The organism is Rathayibacter sp. AY1C6 (assembly GCF_002931535.1).
GTDB lineage: Bacteria > Actinomycetota > Actinomycetes > Actinomycetales > Microbacteriaceae > Rathayibacter.
Genome location: NZ_PSWC01000021.1, coordinates 59,535 through 74,868, shown reverse-complemented (window position 1 = coordinate 74,868; position 15,334 = coordinate 59,535). Strand labels below are relative to the sequence as shown.

Genomic DNA, 15,334 nt, shown 5'->3' with positions numbered 1-15,334 from the left:
GGCCAGAAGGGCGTCGACCTCCCCGGCGTCCTCGCCACCGGCCGCGGGTGCGAAGACGAGGGTGGTGCCGCGGCGGGTGGCGAGGACGCCGGGGAGGTCGACGCCCTTCTGGCCGTGCCAGTCGGTGACCAGCGCGGCGACCGCCAGCGTCTGCGAGCGCGAGAGCGCGACTCCGAACTCGTTCGCCACGACCAGGCGGATGATCCGCTGCCGCAGCGCCGGCGGGTCCGCCGCGAGCCCGCGCGCGTCGACCGTGACGTGCCCCGCCTCGTCCTGGCCCACCAGCTCGAGCGCCCAGTCGAGGGCGAGCGCGTCGAGCGCGTCCCCGTCCTCCCGCAGCTGCTCGGCCGTGCGCGCCAGAGCCTGCGCCACTCCCGGCCCCAGCTCGTCCTCCAGCACGGGCAGCACGCGGTTCCGCACCCGGACCCGCGAGTAGCGGGGGTCGTCGTTGTGCGGGTCGTCCCACGGCACGAGTCCCTGGTCGGAGCAGGCGAGGCGGGTCGTCTCGCGCCGCAGGCCCAGAATCGGCCGACGCAGCGGCCCGCTGACCGGCGCCATCCCGTGCAGCGAGGCCGCACCGGCTCCTCGTGCCAGGCCCAGCAGCACCGTCTCGGCCTGGTCGTCGAGGGTGTGGCCCAGGAGGATCGCGGCGGCGCCCGTCGCGGTCAGCGCGTCGTCGAAGGCGCGGTAGCGCGCGCTGCGGGCGGCCGCCTCCGGACCGCCCTCGGCGGACACCGTCACCACCTCGCGCAGCACCGGCGCGAGCCCCAGCCCGTGCGCCTGCTCCGCGGCCCGCCGCGCGACCTCCGCCGACGCCTCCTGCAGCCCGTGGTCGACGATCACCGCGCCGGCCCGCCTCCCGCCCCGCGGGGCCTCGAAGGCGACCGCCGCCGCGAGCGCGAGCGAGTCCGCTCCCCCGCTCAGCGCGACCAGCACGAGCGCTCCGGGGTCGAGCCCGTCGAGGCTCTCGCGCACCGCCCGCCGCAGATCGGCGACGGCGGGGGTCAGGCGGGGGCGATCGGGCACATCAAGTAACGTAATGCCAGCGATCCGCCCCTCCCGCGCGCGCACCCGCGCGAGCGTTCCGGAGGCCGATCCGTCCGCCGATGCGCCGCTCACGGCGCCACCGACTCAAGGAGAGAGCATGGCCGCATACGACGTCGTCGTCGAGATCCCCAAGGGGAGCCGCAACAAGTACGAGGTCGACCACGAGACCGGTCGCGTCTACCTCGACCGCGTGCTCTTCACCTCCTTCGTCTACCCGACGGACTACGGGTACTTCGAGAACACCCTCGGCCTCGACGGCGACCCCGTCGACGCGCTGGTGCTGCTCGAGTACCCCGTCTTCCCGGGCGTGGGCGTCTCCGTCCGCCCGGTCGGCGTGCTCAACATGAGCGACGAGGCCGGCTCCGACGCGAAGGTGATCGTGGTCCCCGCGAAGGACCCGCGCTGGCAGCACATCCAGGACATCGGCGACGTCCCGGAGCAGACGAAGAACGAGATCAAGCACTTCTTCGAGCGCTACAAGGACCTCGAGCCCGGCAAGTGGGTCAAGGTCGACGCGTGGGGCGACGCCGCCGAGGCGGAGCAGATCGTCCAGGACGGCATCAAGAAGCTGGCCGAAGAGGGTCACTGACCCCTCGCACCAACGAAGGAACCCCCTCCCGTCGTCTCGACAGGAGGGGGTTCTCTCGTTGCGCGGTGCGGCCGCGGCTCAGGCGGCCGGGCGGCCGACCATGCCGGCGGGCGTGCCCCAGGTGTTCCAGATGCGCACGGGCTTGCCGTAGTCGGCGGCCTCGATGATCTGGTTGTTCCCGAGGTAGATGGCCACGTGGTAGTAGTCTCCGCCGCCGCCCCAGAAGATCAGGTCGCCGCGCTGGCGCTGGCTGTAGGGGACGAGCTTGCCGGCGCCGGCCATGGTGTTGTACTGGTTCGTCGCCGAGTGGGTGCCGATGTAGATGCCCGAGGACGCGTACGAGGCCTTGGTGAGGCCGGAGCAGTCCCACTGGTCCGGGCCCATGCCGCCGAGGACGTACTCCTCGCCGAGCTGAGCCATCGCGTACGAGATCGCGTTCTCGACGGCGCCGCTGGTCGGCACCAGGACCGGAGCGGTCACCGGTTGCGGGAGCGGCTGAGCCGCCGGCTGGGCGATCGGCTGAGCAGCGGGCTGGGCCGGAGCCGGAGCCGGAGCCGGAGCCGGCTGCTGCTGCGCGGGCTGCGGCGCGGCGGGCTGCGGGAGGGACGCGGTCTGACGCGACGGGGCGGCGGTGTCGGCCTGCGCCGAGGACTGCTGCTGGGCGGAGCGGGCGGTGGACTGCGCCTGAGCGGCGGCCTCCGCCTCGGCCTGCGCCTGGGCGGCGGCCTCGTCGGCCTGGCGCTTCTGCTCGCCCGCGAGGTACTGGGTCTCGGCCTCGACCGAGGAGTCCTTCAGCAGCGCGAGCTGGGCGGCCAGCTCCTGCGACTTCTCCTCCTGCGCCGAGAGCGACGCGCGGGCCGACTCGGCGGCGGCGTCGGCGTCCTTGCGGGCGGCGTCGGCCTCGTCCGAGAGCGCCTGGTGCTCGGTGACGGCGCGGTCGGCCTGGTCGCCGAGCGACTCCGCGTTCTGCTTGTCGGCGAGGGCGTCGGCGTAGACCTTCTGCGACTGCTCCGAGAGCTGCGACATCGCGCCGAGCTGGTAGAGCAGGTCGCCCGCGTCCTTGCCCTTGGCGACGAGGCTGGCGGAGAGGTCGCCGCCGGCGGCGCGCGAGAGGTGCGCGGCCAGCAGGCCGGCGCGCATCTTCGAGGTCTGGGCCTTGGCGGAGGCGGTGGTCGCCTTCCCCTCGAGGTCGGCGACGGCCTTCGCAGCGGCGTCGAGCGCCTCCTTGGCCTGGCGCCAGGCCTCGGCCTTCTTCATCGCGGCGATCGACTTCTCGTCGACCGCGGTCTGCAGGCTCGCGATGAGGCCGGTGATCGAGTCGATCTCGGCCTGCTTGCTCGCCTCGTCCTTCTTCGCGTTCTGCACGTCGTCCCACGAGGGGTACTTCGCGTCGTCGGCGAGGGCCGGGGTGATGCCGAGGGACGCTGTGACCGCCGTGACCGCGAAGGCGGCGGAGATGACGAGCGGGAGGCGGCCCTTCCAGGCGCGCTCCCGGGGTGCCGGGGTGAAGGTGCGTGCGGTCGTCTGTGCGTCAGCCAAGGGTGACTCCTCGTTGGGCCATGAAAGGTTGGGCGTCGACGGCGGAGCCGTTGACGCGGGTCTCGAAGTGCAGGTGGCAGCCGGTGGAGGCGCCGGTCGAGCCGACGGCGGCGATCTGCTCGCCCGCCTGGACCTGCTGGCCGACGCGGACGAAGATCCCGCCGGACATGATGTGGGCGTAGCCGGTGCTGATGCCGCTGCCGTGGTCGATCAGAACCCAGTTGCCGTAGGTGCCGTTGGGGCCCGCGTAGGAGACGGTGCCGCTGTGCGCCGCGAAGATCGGGATGCCGCAGCCGCCCGCGAGGTCGGTGCCGCGGTGGTACGAGCCGGAGGACCCTCCGCCGGTCGAGATGCTGTCGCGCGGGCCGAAGGTGCCGGTGATGCGGCCTCCGGCAGGGCGGACCCAGCCGGAGTCGCTGACGGCGCTGGAGCCGCCGCCGCCCGAGGGGGCGACGTACCCGCCACCGCCACCGCTGCCGCCGCTGGATGCGGCTGCGGCCCGAGCGGCCTCGCGGCGCGCGGCCTCGGCCTGGGCGGCGGCCTGGCGGGCGGCCTCCTCCTCGGCGAGCTTCCGGAGGCGCTCGGCCTCGCGGGCGGCGACGCCGGCCTCGTACTCGGCCACGGTCTTCGACTCGGTGTCGCGGAGCGCGGCGAGCTGCTGCTCGAGCACGACGCTCTGCTCCTGCTGCTCGGCGAGCGCGGCCTCGGACGCCTCCTGGGCGGCGGTCGCCTCGGCCAGCTTCTGCTCGGCGGCGACGCGGAGGCGCTCGCGCTCCGTCTGCGCGACCTCGGCCTGGTCGGCGAGGGAGGACGCGGTGTTGCGGGCGGTGCTGGCCTGCTCGTAGATCGCGGAGGAGCGCTCGACCAGCTTGGTCATGCTCCCGATCTTCGACAGCAGCTGGTCGGCCTGGCCGGCCTTCTGGTCGAGGAAGATGTTGACGGACAGGTCGGTGCCGGTGCTGCGGTAGAGCTGCGCGGCGAGCAGGCCCGCCTGCTGCGAGGCCTTGTCGGCCTCCTCGGCGCTGGCGGCGGCCCGGTCCTCGAGCTTCTTCGACTGGTCCGAGGCCTCGTCGAACGCCTGCTGAGCGGCGAAGTGCTCGTCGCCGCGCTGCTGCGCGAGCTGCTGAGCGGAGGCGACCTCGCTCTGGAGGTCGCCGATCAGGGACGTGATCCGGTCGACCTGAGCGGCCGCGGCGGCGGTGTCGCCCTTCGCCGCCTCGACGTCGGCCCACGACGGGTACTCGACCGCCTGGGCGGGAGTGGCGACGAGCAGTCCGGCGACGAGCGCGACGACGGCGGAGGCCAGGGCAGCACCTCGGAGTCGCCCGAGTCGCGGCGCGCCGGGGAGGCGGGCGGGACGCGGACGGCGCAGGGAGTGGGGCATGGGACCTCGGGGATAGGGGGCCCTCCCTCCGCGGCGGTGCGGCTCCGGCGCGCGGGTGGGGGGAAGAGCGATTCCGCCCCACCCTAACCGCGGCCCTGCCCGATCTCCTAGACCCGGGTCAACCCCGGACGGGGTGCACGCCGCCTGCGGAACCGTCGATTTTGCATCCTGCGCCGCAGCCCCCTATGCTTGCGTGTCGGTAGTCATGGGGGGTCGGCCGCAGGGTCGCCCCGCGAGTCTCCGGCCCCATCGTTTAGTGGCCTAGGACACCGCCCTTTCACGGCGGCAGCACGGGTTCGAATCCCGTTGGGGTCACGGATGGGTCGGTACTACCAGCACCACCAGAAGTACCAGCACCACCGGAAAGTGCACCGGCTCGAGAGGGTCGGGGCGTGAAAATAGAACAGCCTCGAAGGCAGTATGCTTGTCTTCGCAACGAGGCCCTGTAGCGCAGTTGGTTAGCGTGCCGCCCTGTCACGGCGGAGGTCGCGGGTTCAAGTCCCGTCAGGGTCGCAAAGAGGCCCTTCCGAGAGGAAGGGCCTTTGTCAGGAGATCACCTCTCCAGCGACATCACGTCGCAACGGCTCTGTAGCTCAGTTGGTAGAGCGCACGACTGAAAATCGTGAGGTCACGGGATCGACGCCCGTCGGAGCCACTGGAACCCTCGCCTAGCTTCTACATGGCGGGGGTTTCTTCGTACCCGGAGGTCCCCGCCGCCGCGATCCGCCGCACATCCCTCCCGTTCCGGCCCGCGCCGAGCAGTGACTGCGGCCCGGATCCCGTCCAGGCGGTCTGCGTAGGCTGGCCCGGCCATGCAACCCGACGCCTTCCCGCCGCCCGATCCCGCGACGCTCGCGCCCGACTCCGCTGCGACGACGTCGTGGCCGGCCGAGCCCCTCCCCTCGGTCCATGCGCCCTACTCCTCCCTCCTCTACCTGCCCGATCCTCGGGTCCGCTGGGGCCTGCCGACCGCCGTGCTCACGATCGTCGGGATCGTCCTGCCGCTGGCCGTGCTCATCCTGCTGTTCGGGTTCGGCGTGCTCCCCTACTCCGCCGGACTCGCCTTCGCGGGGGCGCTCGCGAGCTACCTCGTCGCGCTGATCGTCCCGTTCGCGGCGTCTCGGCTGCGCGGGCTGGGCACGATGGCGGCCGACTTCGGACTGCGGTTCCGCTGGATCGACGTGCCCATCGGGATCGGGCTCGGCATCGCGGTGCGCGTCGTGATCCTGTTCGTGCTCGCCGCGTTCGCTCCGCTCCTCCAGGACGCGCAGGGGAACCTCGACATCGACCCCGATCCGCTGTGGTTCGTGCTGAGGTCGGTCCTCATCCCCGTCGTCGTCGCGCCGCTGGTCGAGGAGGTCCTCTGCCGCGGCGTCGTGATGCGCGCGGTGCGGAACCGGATGCTCCGGGGCTCCGCGGAGTCGGCGCCCACCCGCGGCCGCCGCGTCTGGGCGATGATGTTCAGCATCCTGGCGTCCACGGCGGTCTTCGCCCTGCTGCACGGGCACCAGATGGTGAACCCGGCGACGATCGTGACGCTCGGCGTGACCACGGTCACCGCGGGACTCGCGCACGGCTGGATCGCGACGATCACCGGGCGGCTCGGAGCGGCGATCGTCTCGCACGCGACGCTGAACGGCTCCGCGGTGCTGCTGCTGGCGCTGCTGCCGCTGCTGACTCCGTAGGGGGATCTCGAGAGGCCCGCTGCGCGGGGTGCTCGATCGGCAGGAGTCGGGGCGGCCCGATCGGGGGCGTGGGGCGGCGCGTCAGACGTCGTAGGTGCGCGCCCCGGGCAGCGGGCCGCGGACCTGGCGGTGGAGGCGCTCCATGTCGGCGTCGAGGGTGGCGGCGGTGCGGGCCGCGTCGGCGAGGCCGTCGAGGAGCTCCTGCGGGACCTGGCGGTCGTACTTGTAGTAGATCTTGTGCTCCAGGCTCGCCCAGAAGTCCATCGCGATGGTCCGGAACTGCACCTCGACGCAGACGTCGACCGATCCGCCGGAGAGGAACACGGGCACCTCGACGATCGCGTGCAGGCTCTTGTAGCCGTTCTCCTTCGGCTCGGCGATGTAGTCCTTCACCTCGAGCACCGTCACGTCGGACTGCGAGGTGAGCAGGTCGAAGACGCGGTAGACGTCCGAGACGAAGCTGCAGGTGATCCGCACGCCGGCGATGTCGGTGATCGCGTCGGCGATGCCCTCGAAGGTCGTCTCGCAGCCCTTGCGCTCGATCTTCTCGATCAGGCTGTCGGCCGACTTGAGCCGGCTCGTGACGTGCTCGATCGGGTTGTACTCCTGCAGCTCGCGGAACTCCTCCTGCAGGATCGACACCTTCGTGACGATCTCGTCCATCCCGAACTTGTACTGAAGCATGAAGCGCGCGAAGTCGTCGCGCAGGGCGCGGATCTCGGCGACGGTGGTGGCGTCGAGCGCTTCGGCGACGGCATCCGTCAGCGGAGGGACGGCGTGCGCGTGTTCGGGGATGCGGGATTCCACAGTCGGACACCCTACGCGCGGAGTCGTTCGAGACCGGTGGGAGGCGCCCGGCCTAGCCTGGGAGCGTGATCACCGAGCCCCGCCCGCTGCGCTTCTGCGCGTTCGTCATGAACACCGCCTCCCACATCCAGCACGGCCTCTGGCGCCACCCCGACGCCCGGCAGCACGAGTTCGACGACGTGCAGCTCTGGATCGACCTCGCCCGGACGCTGGAGCGCGGCCGCTTCGACGCGATGTTCTTCGCCGACGTGGCGGGGCTCTACGGTCCGGCGGACGGCGACTGGGACGTCAACGCCCGCGAGGGGCTGCAGCTGCCCAGCAACGACCCGTCGGTGCTGCTCTCGGCCCTGGCGGTGAGCACCGAGCACCTCGGCTTCGCGTTCACGAGCTCGGTGCTGCAGTCGCATCCGTTCGACTTCGCCCGGAAGGTCTCGACCCTCGACCACCTCTCGAAGGGGCGGATCGCCTGGAACATCGTCACCAGCGCCCTCGACGGCGCGGCCCGCAACTTCGGCTACGACCGGCTCGAGGAGCACGACGAGCGCTACGCCTGGGCGCAGGAGTACCTCGACGTGGTCTACAAGCTGTGGGAGGGCTCGTGGGACGACGGCGCGCTCCTGCGCGACAAGAGCGGCTCCTTCGCCGACCCGGCGCGCATCCACCGCATCGACCACGTCGGGAAGCGCTACCGCGTGCAGGGGCCGCACCTCTCGGCTCCGTCGCCCCAGCGCACGCCCGTGCTCTTCCAGGCCGGCTCCTCCCCCGCGGGCCGGCGCTTCGCCGCGCGGAACGCGGAGGCGCAGTTCGTGTTCTCGGGGTCGCCGGAGAAGACCCGCGAGCTGATCGAGGACACGCGGGCCCTCGCCGCGGCGGCCGGTCGCGGAGCGGGTGCGCCCTCCTTCTACCTGGGCCTCTCCTTCATCACCGGCGACACGGAGGAGGAGGCGCGCCGCGCCGAGCGCGAGATCGACGAGTACCTCTCCTCGGACGCGTTCCTCGTGCACTCGAACCTCGGCTTCGACCCGGCGACGGGCGAGAAGCTCGACCCCGACCTGCCGCTCTCGGCGATCGAGACCTACGCCGGCCAGAGCCACCTGCAGTGGATCCGCGACGCCTCCCCCGACCGCGAGCCGACCGTCCGCGATCTGGCCCGGCTCTCGGCGAAGCTGCGCGGACGGGTCGTCGGCACTCCGGAGCAGATCGCCGACCACCTGGCGGGCTGGCGCGACGCGGGGATCGACGGGATCAACGTCGTCAACTGGATCCTGCCCGGCAGCTACGAGGAGTTCGTCGACAGGGTGATGCCGGTGCTCCAGGAGCGGGGCCTCGCGCAGACCGAGTACGCCGAGGGGACGCTGCGCCGCAAGCTGTTCGGGACGGACGAGCTGCCGGCGACGCACCCGGCGCGGGCGTACCGCGGGGCGTTCGCGGGCTGACCCCCTGCGGGCAGGGCTCTGCGCGTCCGCTGCCCCTGCACGGGCCGCTCGCCCCGCCCCGCGCACTCCGTCGGGCGGGGGACGCGAGGGCGGGTGCGGCTCCGTAGCGTCGAGGGATGATCCAGACCTGGGGAGTCCTGACCGCGCTGTACGGAGTCGTCGTGACGGCGGTCGCGGTGCTCGCGATCGTGCTGCTGGTGCTGCTGTGCCGCCTGGTGCTCGCCGCGCGCGAGAACCTGCAGGCCTCGACGCGGCTGCGCGAGCTGCAGATCGAGCGGATGCTGCTCGAGGACGAGTAGCGGGCCGCGCGTCGCCGGCCGCGACCAGGTCTCCTCGGCGAGGAGCACTCGCGGCCGACGACGCGCGGACCGGTCAGGGCAGAGCGGGTCGCGCCTCCGGGCGGGGCGCCCGCGGGATGAGCAGGCCGAGGGCGACGGCGACCAGCGCTCCGATCGCGCCGATCACGAACGTGGTCTCGAAGCCCTGCGAGCTCGGCAGCTGCACGTCGCCGACCGACACGGTCAGCTGCGCGAGCACGCCCGCGGTCACGGCGGAGGAGAGCGTCGTGCCGAGGGTGCGCATCAGCGAGTTCAGCCCGTTCGCGGCGGCGGTCTCCGAGGCGGGGACGGCGTGCATGATGAGCGTCGGCATCGCGGCGTAGGCGAGGCCCAGCCCGACGCCGATGAGGGCGTTGATCACCAGGATCTGCCACACCTCGCCGCCGAACGGGAGGATCAGCAGGTACGAGACCGCGATCAGCCCGGAGCCGGCGATCAGCACGAGCTGCGGCCCGGACTGCGCCGAGAGGCGGGCGGCGAGCGGGGACGTCGCCATCATCGCCAGGCCCGAGGGCGCGAGCACGAGGCTCGCCACGATCAGGCTCAGGCCGAAGCCGACGCCGGACGCGGTCGGCAGCTCGAGGCGCTGCGGCAGCGTGATCTGGGCGCCGAAGAACGCGAAGCCGACCGCCACCGAGGCGAGGTTGGTGAAGAGGACGGCGGGGCGGGCGGCCACCCGGAGGTCGACGAGCGGGCTCTCCTGCCGCAGCTCGTACCAGCCCCAGAGGAGCAGGACGGCGATGCCACCGAGGCCGGAGCCCAGGATCGCGGGACTGGTCCAGCCGGAGTCGTTGCCGCGCGAGACGGCGATCAGCACGCCGCTCAGTCCGAGGGCGAGGCCGATCGTGCCGACCACGTCGAAGGTGCCCGGCGAGCGCAGCGTCGACACCGGCACGACCAGGAGGACGAGGACGATGTCGAGGACACCGAGGCCAGCGGACATCCAGAACAGGACGTGCCAGTCGGTGTTCTGCGCGATGAGGGCGCTGAGCGGCAGGCCGAGCGCGCCGCCGATGCCGAGGGTCGCGCTGACCAGGGCGATCGCGCCGGGGAGCCGGTCGCGGTGGAGGGTGTCGCGGAGGATCGAGATGCCGAGCGGGATGACGCCCATCACAGCGCCCTGGAGGGCCCGGCCCACGACCAGCGTCCACACGTCGCCCGCGAAGGCGCACACGATCGAGCCGATCACGAGGACGACCAGCGCGGCCACAGCCATCCGCCGCTTGCCGTAGAGGTCGCCGAGGCGGCCCGAGACCGGGGTGAGGATGCAGGCGCTCAGCAGCGTCGCGGTGATCACCCACGCGGTCTCGGTGCGGTCGGCGCCGAGCAGCGTCGGCAGCTCGGACTGGATCGGGACGACCAGCGTCTGCATGAAGGAGGCGCTCATCCCCGCGAAGGCGAGGACGGCGGTGATGAGGCGCGGGTCCGGCGAGCGGGTCAGGGAGCGTCTGTCGGAGTCGGGCACGGCTGTCCTTCGTGTCGGCGGCGGACGCGCACCCGGACCGCGGCGGCGGGCGGGCCGTCGTCGGCGGGATCGTATCGCTCGGCTCTGCTTTCGACCGGCTCGGGGCTCAACATCGCGGGCCGCCGCTTTGTTCCCTCCTCCTCCTTCCCGCGCGCGTCGGGCAGGACGAGGATGGGCGGATGATCGACATCGAGAGCTGGATCGCCGGCTACGAGAAGGCCTGGGCCACGGACGACGCGGCAGACGTGGCCGCACTGTTCACCGAGGACGCCGAGTACTTCACGGCGCCGCACCGCGACGCGATCACTCCGCGCGACGCGATCGTCGAGTGGTGGCGGGCGGAGGAGGAGCCCGCCGACCCGACGTTCGCGTGGGGCCTGGTCGCGCTGACGGAGGAGACCGCCGTGGTGGAGGCGCGCACCGTCTACCCGGGCGACCGCACCTACCTGAACCTCTGGGTCATCCGCTTCGCCCCCGACGGGCGGGCGCGCTCGTTCACCGAGTGGTACATGGAGGAGCCGGCCGACTCCGTGTCCTGACCCGCGGGAGTCCGCAGGCAGCGGCGAGGAGCCCTCAGCGGCGCCCGGTCAGAGCTGCGCGGCCGCGAAGGTGTCGCAGCTGGTGGCGTCGCCCTCGAAGCCGGCCTGGAACCAGCGCTGGCGCTGCTCGGCCGAGCCGTGCGTCCACCCCTCCGGATCGACGGTGCCGGTGGCCTGCTCCTGGATGCGGTCGTCGCCGACGGCTGCCGCGGCGCCGAGCGCGTCCTGGTACTCCTGCGCCGTCACCGGCTTGAGGTAGGGCGTGCCGGTCTCGTCGGGCACCGTCGAGGCGTCGCCCACCCAGGCTCCGGCGAAGCAGTCGGCCTGCAGCTCGAGGCGCACCGAGTCCGACTCGGGACCGGTGCCGGAGCGGTCCGCCGACTCCATCGCGCCGGTCAGGTTCTGGATGTGGTGGCCCCACTCGTGGGCGAGGATGTACATCTGCGCGAGCGATCCGCCCGAGGTGTCGAACCGGGTGCGCAGCTCGTCGAAGAAGTCGGTGTCGAGGTAGATCGTCCGGTCCGGCGGGCAGTAGAACGGGCCGACCGCGGCGGTCGCGCTCCCGCAGCCGGTGGTGGTGCTGTCCTCGAACAGGTCGACGCCGGTCGGGGTCGTGTAGGCGACTCCGAGGGTCGGCGTCTGCTCGCCCCAGTAGCGGTCGAGCGACTCGGCCGCACCCTCGAGGCGGCAGTCGACCTGCGTGTTCGCGTCGGCGCCGCTGTCGCAGGCCACCGCGGTGGAGGTGACGCCCTCCGGCGAGGACCCGCCTCCGCCGAACACCTCGCCGAGGCCCGAGAGGTTCACGCCGAGCAGCTGCGAGAGCAGCGCGAGCACGACCACGCCCACCGCGCCCCCGCCGACGGCGATGCCGGTGGTGCGGCCGCGACGGCGGACCTTGCCGCCGCTGAGCTGGGAGTCGTCGTTGAAGGTCATGCCGACGAAGCTAGCGCTCCGCGGACGGGCTCCGCTCGGGCTTGCGGTCAGCCCCAGCGCGACTCGCTGGCCGAGCGGATGATCTCGAGCAGCGCCTCGCGCAGGGGGCCGTGCTCGAGCGAGCCCGGGAACATGTCGACCTCGAGGCGGTGCGCCCGGCGCCAGGCCTCGCCGCCCGCGTCGGTGAGCGCGACGAGCTGCCGGCGGCGGTCCGACGGATCCGTGGTGCGCGAGACGTGGCCCTCGCGCTCGAGGCGCTCGATGGTGCGCGACATGGTCTGCACCTCGACGTGGGCCGCGGCGGCCAGCTCCTTCTGCGCGACGGGACCCGCCTGCAGGAGGTGCAGCACGATCAGGCCGGCGTGGGTGAGGCCGATCTCGGCGAGAGCGCCGTGCCAGGCGTGCTCGACCATCCGGGAGGCGGTGGAGAGCAGCCGGCCGGTGGGCCAGTCCTCCATACCGGAGGCGTCGTCCGCGCGCATCTGATCAGGGTAGACCCGCTCCCGGGGCACGACGGCACCGGGCGCGGGACGCTCAGGCACGGGCGCCCGGGCATCCCGGCCGCGAGGCGCGGACCGCCCCGCGCGTCAGGACGCGAAGCGGTCCGTCGCCTCGATCAGCGCGTCGAGGATCCCCGGCTCGTCGAAGGCGTGGCCCGCGTCGGCGATCATCCGGAAGTCGGCCTCGGGCCAGGCCCGGTGCAGGTCCCAGGCGGTGAAGGCCGGGGTGCACATGTCGTAGCGGCCCTGCACGATGACGGCCGGGATGTCGCGGAGGACGCCGGCGTCGCGGATCAGCTGCCCCTCCTCCAGCCAGCCCCTGTGCACGAAGAAGTGGTTCTCGATGCGGGCGAAGGCGAGCGCGAAGACGGGATCGGACCAGTCCGCGATCAGCTCCGGCTTCTGCAGGAGGGTGATGGTCGACGCCTCCCAGGTGGTCCAGGCGACACCGGCGGGGCCGTGCACGGCGGGGTCCGCGTCGTGGAGCAGGCGGTAGTACGCCTCGATGAGGCTGCCCCGCTCGCCGGCCGGGACGACGGAGGTGTAGCCCTCCCAGAGGTCCGGGTAGACCGCGGCGGCGCCGCCCTCGTAGAACCACTCGAGCTCGGCGCGGCGGAGGGTGAAGATCCCGCGGAGGACGATCTCGCTGACCCGCTCGGGGTGGGTCTCGGCGTAGGCGAGGGCGAGGGTCGAGCCCCAGGAGCCGCCGAGCACGAGCCAGCGCTCGACGCCGAGGTGCTCGCGGAGGCGCTCGATGTCGGCGACGAGGTACCAGGTGGTGTTGGTCGAGAGGTCGGCCTCCGGCTCGCCGGCGTGCGGGGTCGAGCGGCCGCACATGCGCTGGTCGAACAGCACGATGCGGTACTTCTCGGGGTCGAACAGCCGCCGGTGGGCGGGCGAGGTGCCGGCCCCGGGGCCGCCGTGCAGGAACACGACGGGCTTGCCCTCGGGGTTGCCCGAGACCTCCCAGTAGAGCGAGTGGCCGTCGCCGACGTCGAGCATGCCGGAGTCGTGGGGCTCGATCTCGGGGTACAGAGTGCGCATGGCCCGCACCCTACCGACTGTCAGGGTCGCGGTCCGCGAGGCGGGCGGCCCGGCCCCGGAGTGGGCGGGAGCGCCCGCGTCCACCCGGCGCACCCGCCTCCCGCGGTCGTTACTGTGGATCGGACCTGCACGCCCCCGTCGAAGGAGCCCCCATGCCCACCACTGTGCGCGGCGTCATCGCCCGGTCGAAGGGCGCTCCCGTGGAGCTCGTCGACATCGTCGTCCCCGACCCGGGCCCGGGCGAGGCCGTGGTCGACATCGAGACCTGCGGTGTCTGCCACACCGACTTCCACTACCGCGAGGGCGGGATCAGCGACGACTTCCCCTTCCTCCTCGGTCACGAGGCGGCCGGACGGGTCAGCGCGATCGGAGAGGGAGTCACCCATGTCGCGGTCGGCGACTTCGTGGTCCTCAACTGGCGCGCGGTCTGCGGCGAGTGCCGGGCCTGCACCCGGGCCGAGCCCTGGTACTGCTTCGACACCTTCAACGCGACGCAGCGGATGACCCTGGAGGACGGCACCGAGCTCAGCCCCGCCCTCGGGATCGGCGCCTTCGCCGAGAAGACCCTCGTGCACGCGAAGCAGTGCACGAAGGTCGATCCGGAGGCGGACCCCGCCGCGGTGGGCCTGCTCGGCTGCGGGATCATGGCCGGCCTCGGCGCGGCGATGAACACCGGGAACGTGACGCGCGGCGACTCCGTCGCGGTCATCGGCTGCGGAGGAGTCGGCACGGCCGCCGTGGTCGGCGCCGCTCTCGCGGGCGCCGGCACGGTCATCGCGATCGACCGGGACCCCAAGAAGCTGGTCGCGGCCGAGATGCTCGGCGCCACGCACGTCATCGACTCCAGCGGCCTCGACGAGGCGGGCGTCGTCGCGGCGGTGCAGGCTCTGACGAACGGCTTCGGAGCGGACGTCGTCATCGACGCCGTGGGCCGCCCCGAGACCTGGCGCCAGGCGTTCTACGCCCGCGACCTCGCCGGGACCGTGGTGCTGGTCGGGGTGCCGACTCCCGAGATGACGCTCGAGATCCCCCTGCTCGACGTCTTCGGCCGCGGCGGCTCGCTGAAGTCGAGCTGGTACGGCGACTGCCTGCCGGAGAGGGACTTCCCGATGCTGACCGGCCTCTACCTCCAGGGCCGACTTCCCCTGGACGAGTTCGTGAGCGAGCGGATCGGGATCGAGGACATCGAGGAGGCCTTCGCCACGATGGCCGGCGGCGACGTGCTCCGCTCGGTGGTGGTGCTCTGATGGGCGCGCGGATCGAGCAGCTCGTCACGAGCGGCACCTTCAGCCTCGACGGCGGCACCTGGGACGTCGACAACAACGTCTGGATCGTCGGCGACGACTCCGAGTGCGTCGTCATCGACGCGGCCCACGACGCGGACGCGATCCTCGCGGCCGTCGGCGAGCGCCGGCTCCTCGCCGTACTGCTGACCCACGGGCACGACGACCACCTCGACGCGGTCGAGGGAGTCCGCGCTGCGACCGGCGCTCCGATGCTGCTCCACGAGGCCGACCGGATGCTGTGGGACGCCGTGCACCCCGGCACGGCCCCGAGCGGCGGTCTGGTCGACGGGCGGATCGTGCCCGTCGCCGGCGTCGAGCTCGAGGTGCGGCACACCCCGGGCCACACCCCCGGCGCCGTCTGCTTCGTCGCCGAGGCGCTCGGCACGGTGTTCACCGGCGACACCCTCTTCCAGGGCGGGCCGGGGGCCACCGGCCGCTCGTACAGCGACTTCCCGACGATCATCGACTCGATCACGGAGCGCCTGCTGACGCTGCCCGCCGAGACGGTGGTCCGGACCGGCCACGGCGACTCGACGACGATCGGGGCGGAGGCGCCGCACCGCGAGGAGTGGATCGCGCGCGGGCACTGACCGGGCGGGGCCGGCGCAGAGGCTGCCGGCCCTCCCGCTTCGGCGTTCTGCTCGCCCGGATGTCCGACGGGTGTGGGAGTTTCGCAACCGATGGTCGTGCTCCCTTGTTACCGTGAACAATCGCCGGTACCGTGCGATGACCACACCGCAGG

The 15,334-nt window shown here is 72.7% G+C and carries 15 protein-coding genes and 3 tRNA genes; 10 read left to right on the top strand and 8 right to left on the bottom strand.

The genetic code is table 11. The features are described 5' to 3' along the window. Positions 1–1,008, bottom strand: a 1,008-nt coding sequence (gene tilS, locus C5D36_RS12975; protein WP_374953781.1) for a tRNA lysidine(34) synthetase TilS, incomplete at its 3' end; no start/stop codon positions are given. Between the two features lie 136 nt (positions 1,009–1,144). On the opposite strand from tilS, the gene ppa reads away from it, so the two are divergent. Next, complete coding sequence (gene ppa / locus C5D36_RS12970; RefSeq protein WP_068255683.1) at positions 1,145–1,636, top strand: inorganic diphosphatase; 492 nt, start codon at positions 1,145–1,147, stop codon at positions 1,634–1,636. A 78-nt stretch (positions 1,637–1,714) separates the two neighbouring features. Here the strand turns inward: ppa and C5D36_RS12965 are convergent, their stop codons facing one another. Beyond that, complete coding sequence (locus C5D36_RS12965; RefSeq protein WP_104295997.1) at positions 1,715–3,175, bottom strand: C40 family peptidase; 1,461 nt, start codon at positions 3,173–3,175, stop codon at positions 1,715–1,717. Continuing rightward, positions 3,168–4,559, bottom strand: coding sequence for a peptidoglycan DD-metalloendopeptidase family protein (locus C5D36_RS12960; RefSeq protein ID WP_104255528.1), 1,392 nt, complete (start codon positions 4,557–4,559; stop codon positions 3,168–3,170). The genes C5D36_RS12965 and C5D36_RS12960 overlap by 8 nt, the downstream gene beginning before the upstream one ends. Before the next feature lie 242 nt (positions 4,560–4,801). On the opposite strand from C5D36_RS12960, the gene C5D36_RS12955 reads away from it, so the two are divergent. From C5D36_RS12955 to C5D36_RS12940, 4 genes are all read left to right on the top strand, one after another. Continuing rightward, positions 4,802–4,874, top strand: a tRNA-Glu gene (locus tag C5D36_RS12955). A 124-nt stretch (positions 4,875–4,998) separates the two neighbouring features. Further along, a tRNA-Asp gene (locus C5D36_RS12950) sits at positions 4,999–5,072 on the top strand. Between the two features lie 69 nt (positions 5,073–5,141). Beyond that, positions 5,142–5,214, top strand: a tRNA-Phe gene (locus C5D36_RS12945). A gap of 157 nt (positions 5,215–5,371) precedes the next feature. Further along, positions 5,372–6,244 (top strand): CPBP family intramembrane glutamic endopeptidase, encoded by an 873-nt coding sequence (locus C5D36_RS12940; protein WP_104295996.1) that lies wholly within the window; start codon positions 5,372–5,374, stop codon positions 6,242–6,244. Between the two features lie 81 nt (positions 6,245–6,325). Here C5D36_RS12940 and C5D36_RS12935 read toward each other — a convergent pair whose 3' ends face one another. Beyond that, positions 6,326–7,009: a GTP pyrophosphokinase family protein gene (locus C5D36_RS12935; protein WP_374953780.1), complete on the bottom strand. Its 684-nt coding sequence runs from the start codon at positions 7,007–7,009 to the stop codon at positions 6,326–6,328. Between the two features lie 149 nt (positions 7,010–7,158). On the opposite strand from C5D36_RS12935, the gene C5D36_RS12930 reads away from it, so the two are divergent. After that, positions 7,159–8,487, top strand: coding sequence for an NtaA/DmoA family FMN-dependent monooxygenase (locus C5D36_RS12930; protein ID WP_374953130.1), 1,329 nt, complete (start codon positions 7,159–7,161; stop codon positions 8,485–8,487). 116 nt (positions 8,488–8,603) lie between these two features. Beyond that, a complete protein-coding gene (locus C5D36_RS12925) occupies positions 8,604–8,786 on the top strand; it encodes a hypothetical protein (RefSeq protein WP_104224402.1) in 183 nt (60 codons plus the stop codon). A gap of 73 nt (positions 8,787–8,859) precedes the next feature. Here the strand turns inward: C5D36_RS12925 and C5D36_RS12920 are convergent, their stop codons facing one another. Further along, entirely contained in the window at positions 8,860–10,290 is a 1,431-nt protein-coding gene (locus C5D36_RS12920) for an MFS transporter (RefSeq protein WP_258062941.1), read from the bottom strand. 179 nt (positions 10,291–10,469) lie between these two features. Here C5D36_RS12920 and C5D36_RS12915 point away from each other — a divergent pair, with 179 nt between their 5' ends. Beyond that, complete coding sequence (locus C5D36_RS12915) at positions 10,470–10,829, top strand: nuclear transport factor 2 family protein (RefSeq protein ID WP_104234314.1); 360 nt, start codon at positions 10,470–10,472, stop codon at positions 10,827–10,829. A 48-nt stretch (positions 10,830–10,877) separates the two neighbouring features. Here C5D36_RS12915 and C5D36_RS12910 read toward each other — a convergent pair whose 3' ends face one another. From C5D36_RS12910 to pip, 3 genes are all read right to left on the bottom strand, one after another. Beyond that, positions 10,878–11,762 carry a neutral zinc metallopeptidase gene (locus C5D36_RS12910; protein ID WP_104224400.1) on the bottom strand — a complete coding sequence of 295 codons (885 nt, stop codon included), beginning with the start codon at positions 11,760–11,762 and terminating at the stop codon, positions 10,878–10,880. 47 nt (positions 11,763–11,809) lie between these two features. Then, positions 11,810–12,244, bottom strand: coding sequence for a MarR family winged helix-turn-helix transcriptional regulator (locus tag C5D36_RS12905; protein ID WP_104224399.1), 435 nt, complete (start codon positions 12,242–12,244; stop codon positions 11,810–11,812). Between the two features lie 105 nt (positions 12,245–12,349). Beyond that, positions 12,350–13,306 carry a prolyl aminopeptidase gene (gene pip, locus C5D36_RS12900; RefSeq protein ID WP_104226020.1) on the bottom strand — a complete coding sequence of 319 codons (957 nt, stop codon included), beginning with the start codon at positions 13,304–13,306 and terminating at the stop codon, positions 12,350–12,352. Between the two features lie 152 nt (positions 13,307–13,458). On the opposite strand from pip, the gene C5D36_RS12895 reads away from it, so the two are divergent. Both C5D36_RS12895 and C5D36_RS12890 read left to right on the top strand, forming a co-directional pair. Further along, positions 13,459–14,553, top strand: coding sequence for an S-(hydroxymethyl)mycothiol dehydrogenase (locus C5D36_RS12895; protein ID WP_104234315.1), 1,095 nt, complete (start codon positions 13,459–13,461; stop codon positions 14,551–14,553). Further along, the gene (locus C5D36_RS12890) at positions 14,553–15,182 is read left to right on the top strand and encodes an MBL fold metallo-hydrolase (RefSeq protein ID WP_104234316.1); all 630 of its coding nucleotides are present in this window, start codon (positions 14,553–14,555) and stop codon (positions 15,180–15,182) included. Before C5D36_RS12895 ends, C5D36_RS12890 begins: the two co-directional genes overlap by 1 nt. The last annotated feature ends 152 nt before the right edge of the window (positions 15,183–15,334 follow it).

What these genes read in the sequence shown, in the direction of transcription:
- C5D36_RS12895 (WP_104234315.1), top strand. Translation starts at nt 13,459, where the DNA reads ATGCCCACCACTGTGCGCGGCGTCATCGCCCGGTCGAAGGGCGCTCCC.
- C5D36_RS12915 (WP_104234314.1), top strand. Translation starts at nt 10,470, where the DNA reads ATGATCGACATCGAGAGCTGGATCGCCGGCTACGAGAAGGCCTGGGCC.
- ppa (WP_068255683.1), top strand. Translation starts at nt 1,145, where the DNA reads ATGGCCGCATACGACGTCGTCGTCGAGATCCCCAAGGGGAGCCGCAAC.
- C5D36_RS12925 (WP_104224402.1), top strand. Translation starts at nt 8,604, where the DNA reads ATGATCCAGACCTGGGGAGTCCTGACCGCGCTGTACGGAGTCGTCGTG.
- C5D36_RS12890 (WP_104234316.1), top strand. Translation starts at nt 14,553, where the DNA reads ATGGGCGCGCGGATCGAGCAGCTCGTCACGAGCGGCACCTTCAGCCTC.
- C5D36_RS12930 (WP_374953130.1), top strand. Translation starts at nt 7,159, where the DNA reads ATGAACACCGCCTCCCACATCCAGCACGGCCTCTGGCGCCACCCCGAC.
- C5D36_RS12905 (WP_104224399.1), bottom strand. Translation starts at nt 12,244, where the DNA reads ATGCGCGCGGACGACGCCTCCGGTATGGAGGACTGGCCCACCGGCCGG.
- pip (WP_104226020.1), bottom strand. Translation starts at nt 13,306, where the DNA reads ATGCGCACTCTGTACCCCGAGATCGAGCCCCACGACTCCGGCATGCTC.
- C5D36_RS12940 (WP_104295996.1), top strand. Translation starts at nt 5,372, where the DNA reads ATGCAACCCGACGCCTTCCCGCCGCCCGATCCCGCGACGCTCGCGCCC.
- C5D36_RS12960 (WP_104255528.1), bottom strand. Translation starts at nt 4,559, where the DNA reads ATGCCCCACTCCCTGCGCCGTCCGCGTCCCGCCCGCCTCCCCGGCGCG.
- C5D36_RS12910 (WP_104224400.1), bottom strand. Translation starts at nt 11,762, where the DNA reads ATGACCTTCAACGACGACTCCCAGCTCAGCGGCGGCAAGGTCCGCCGT.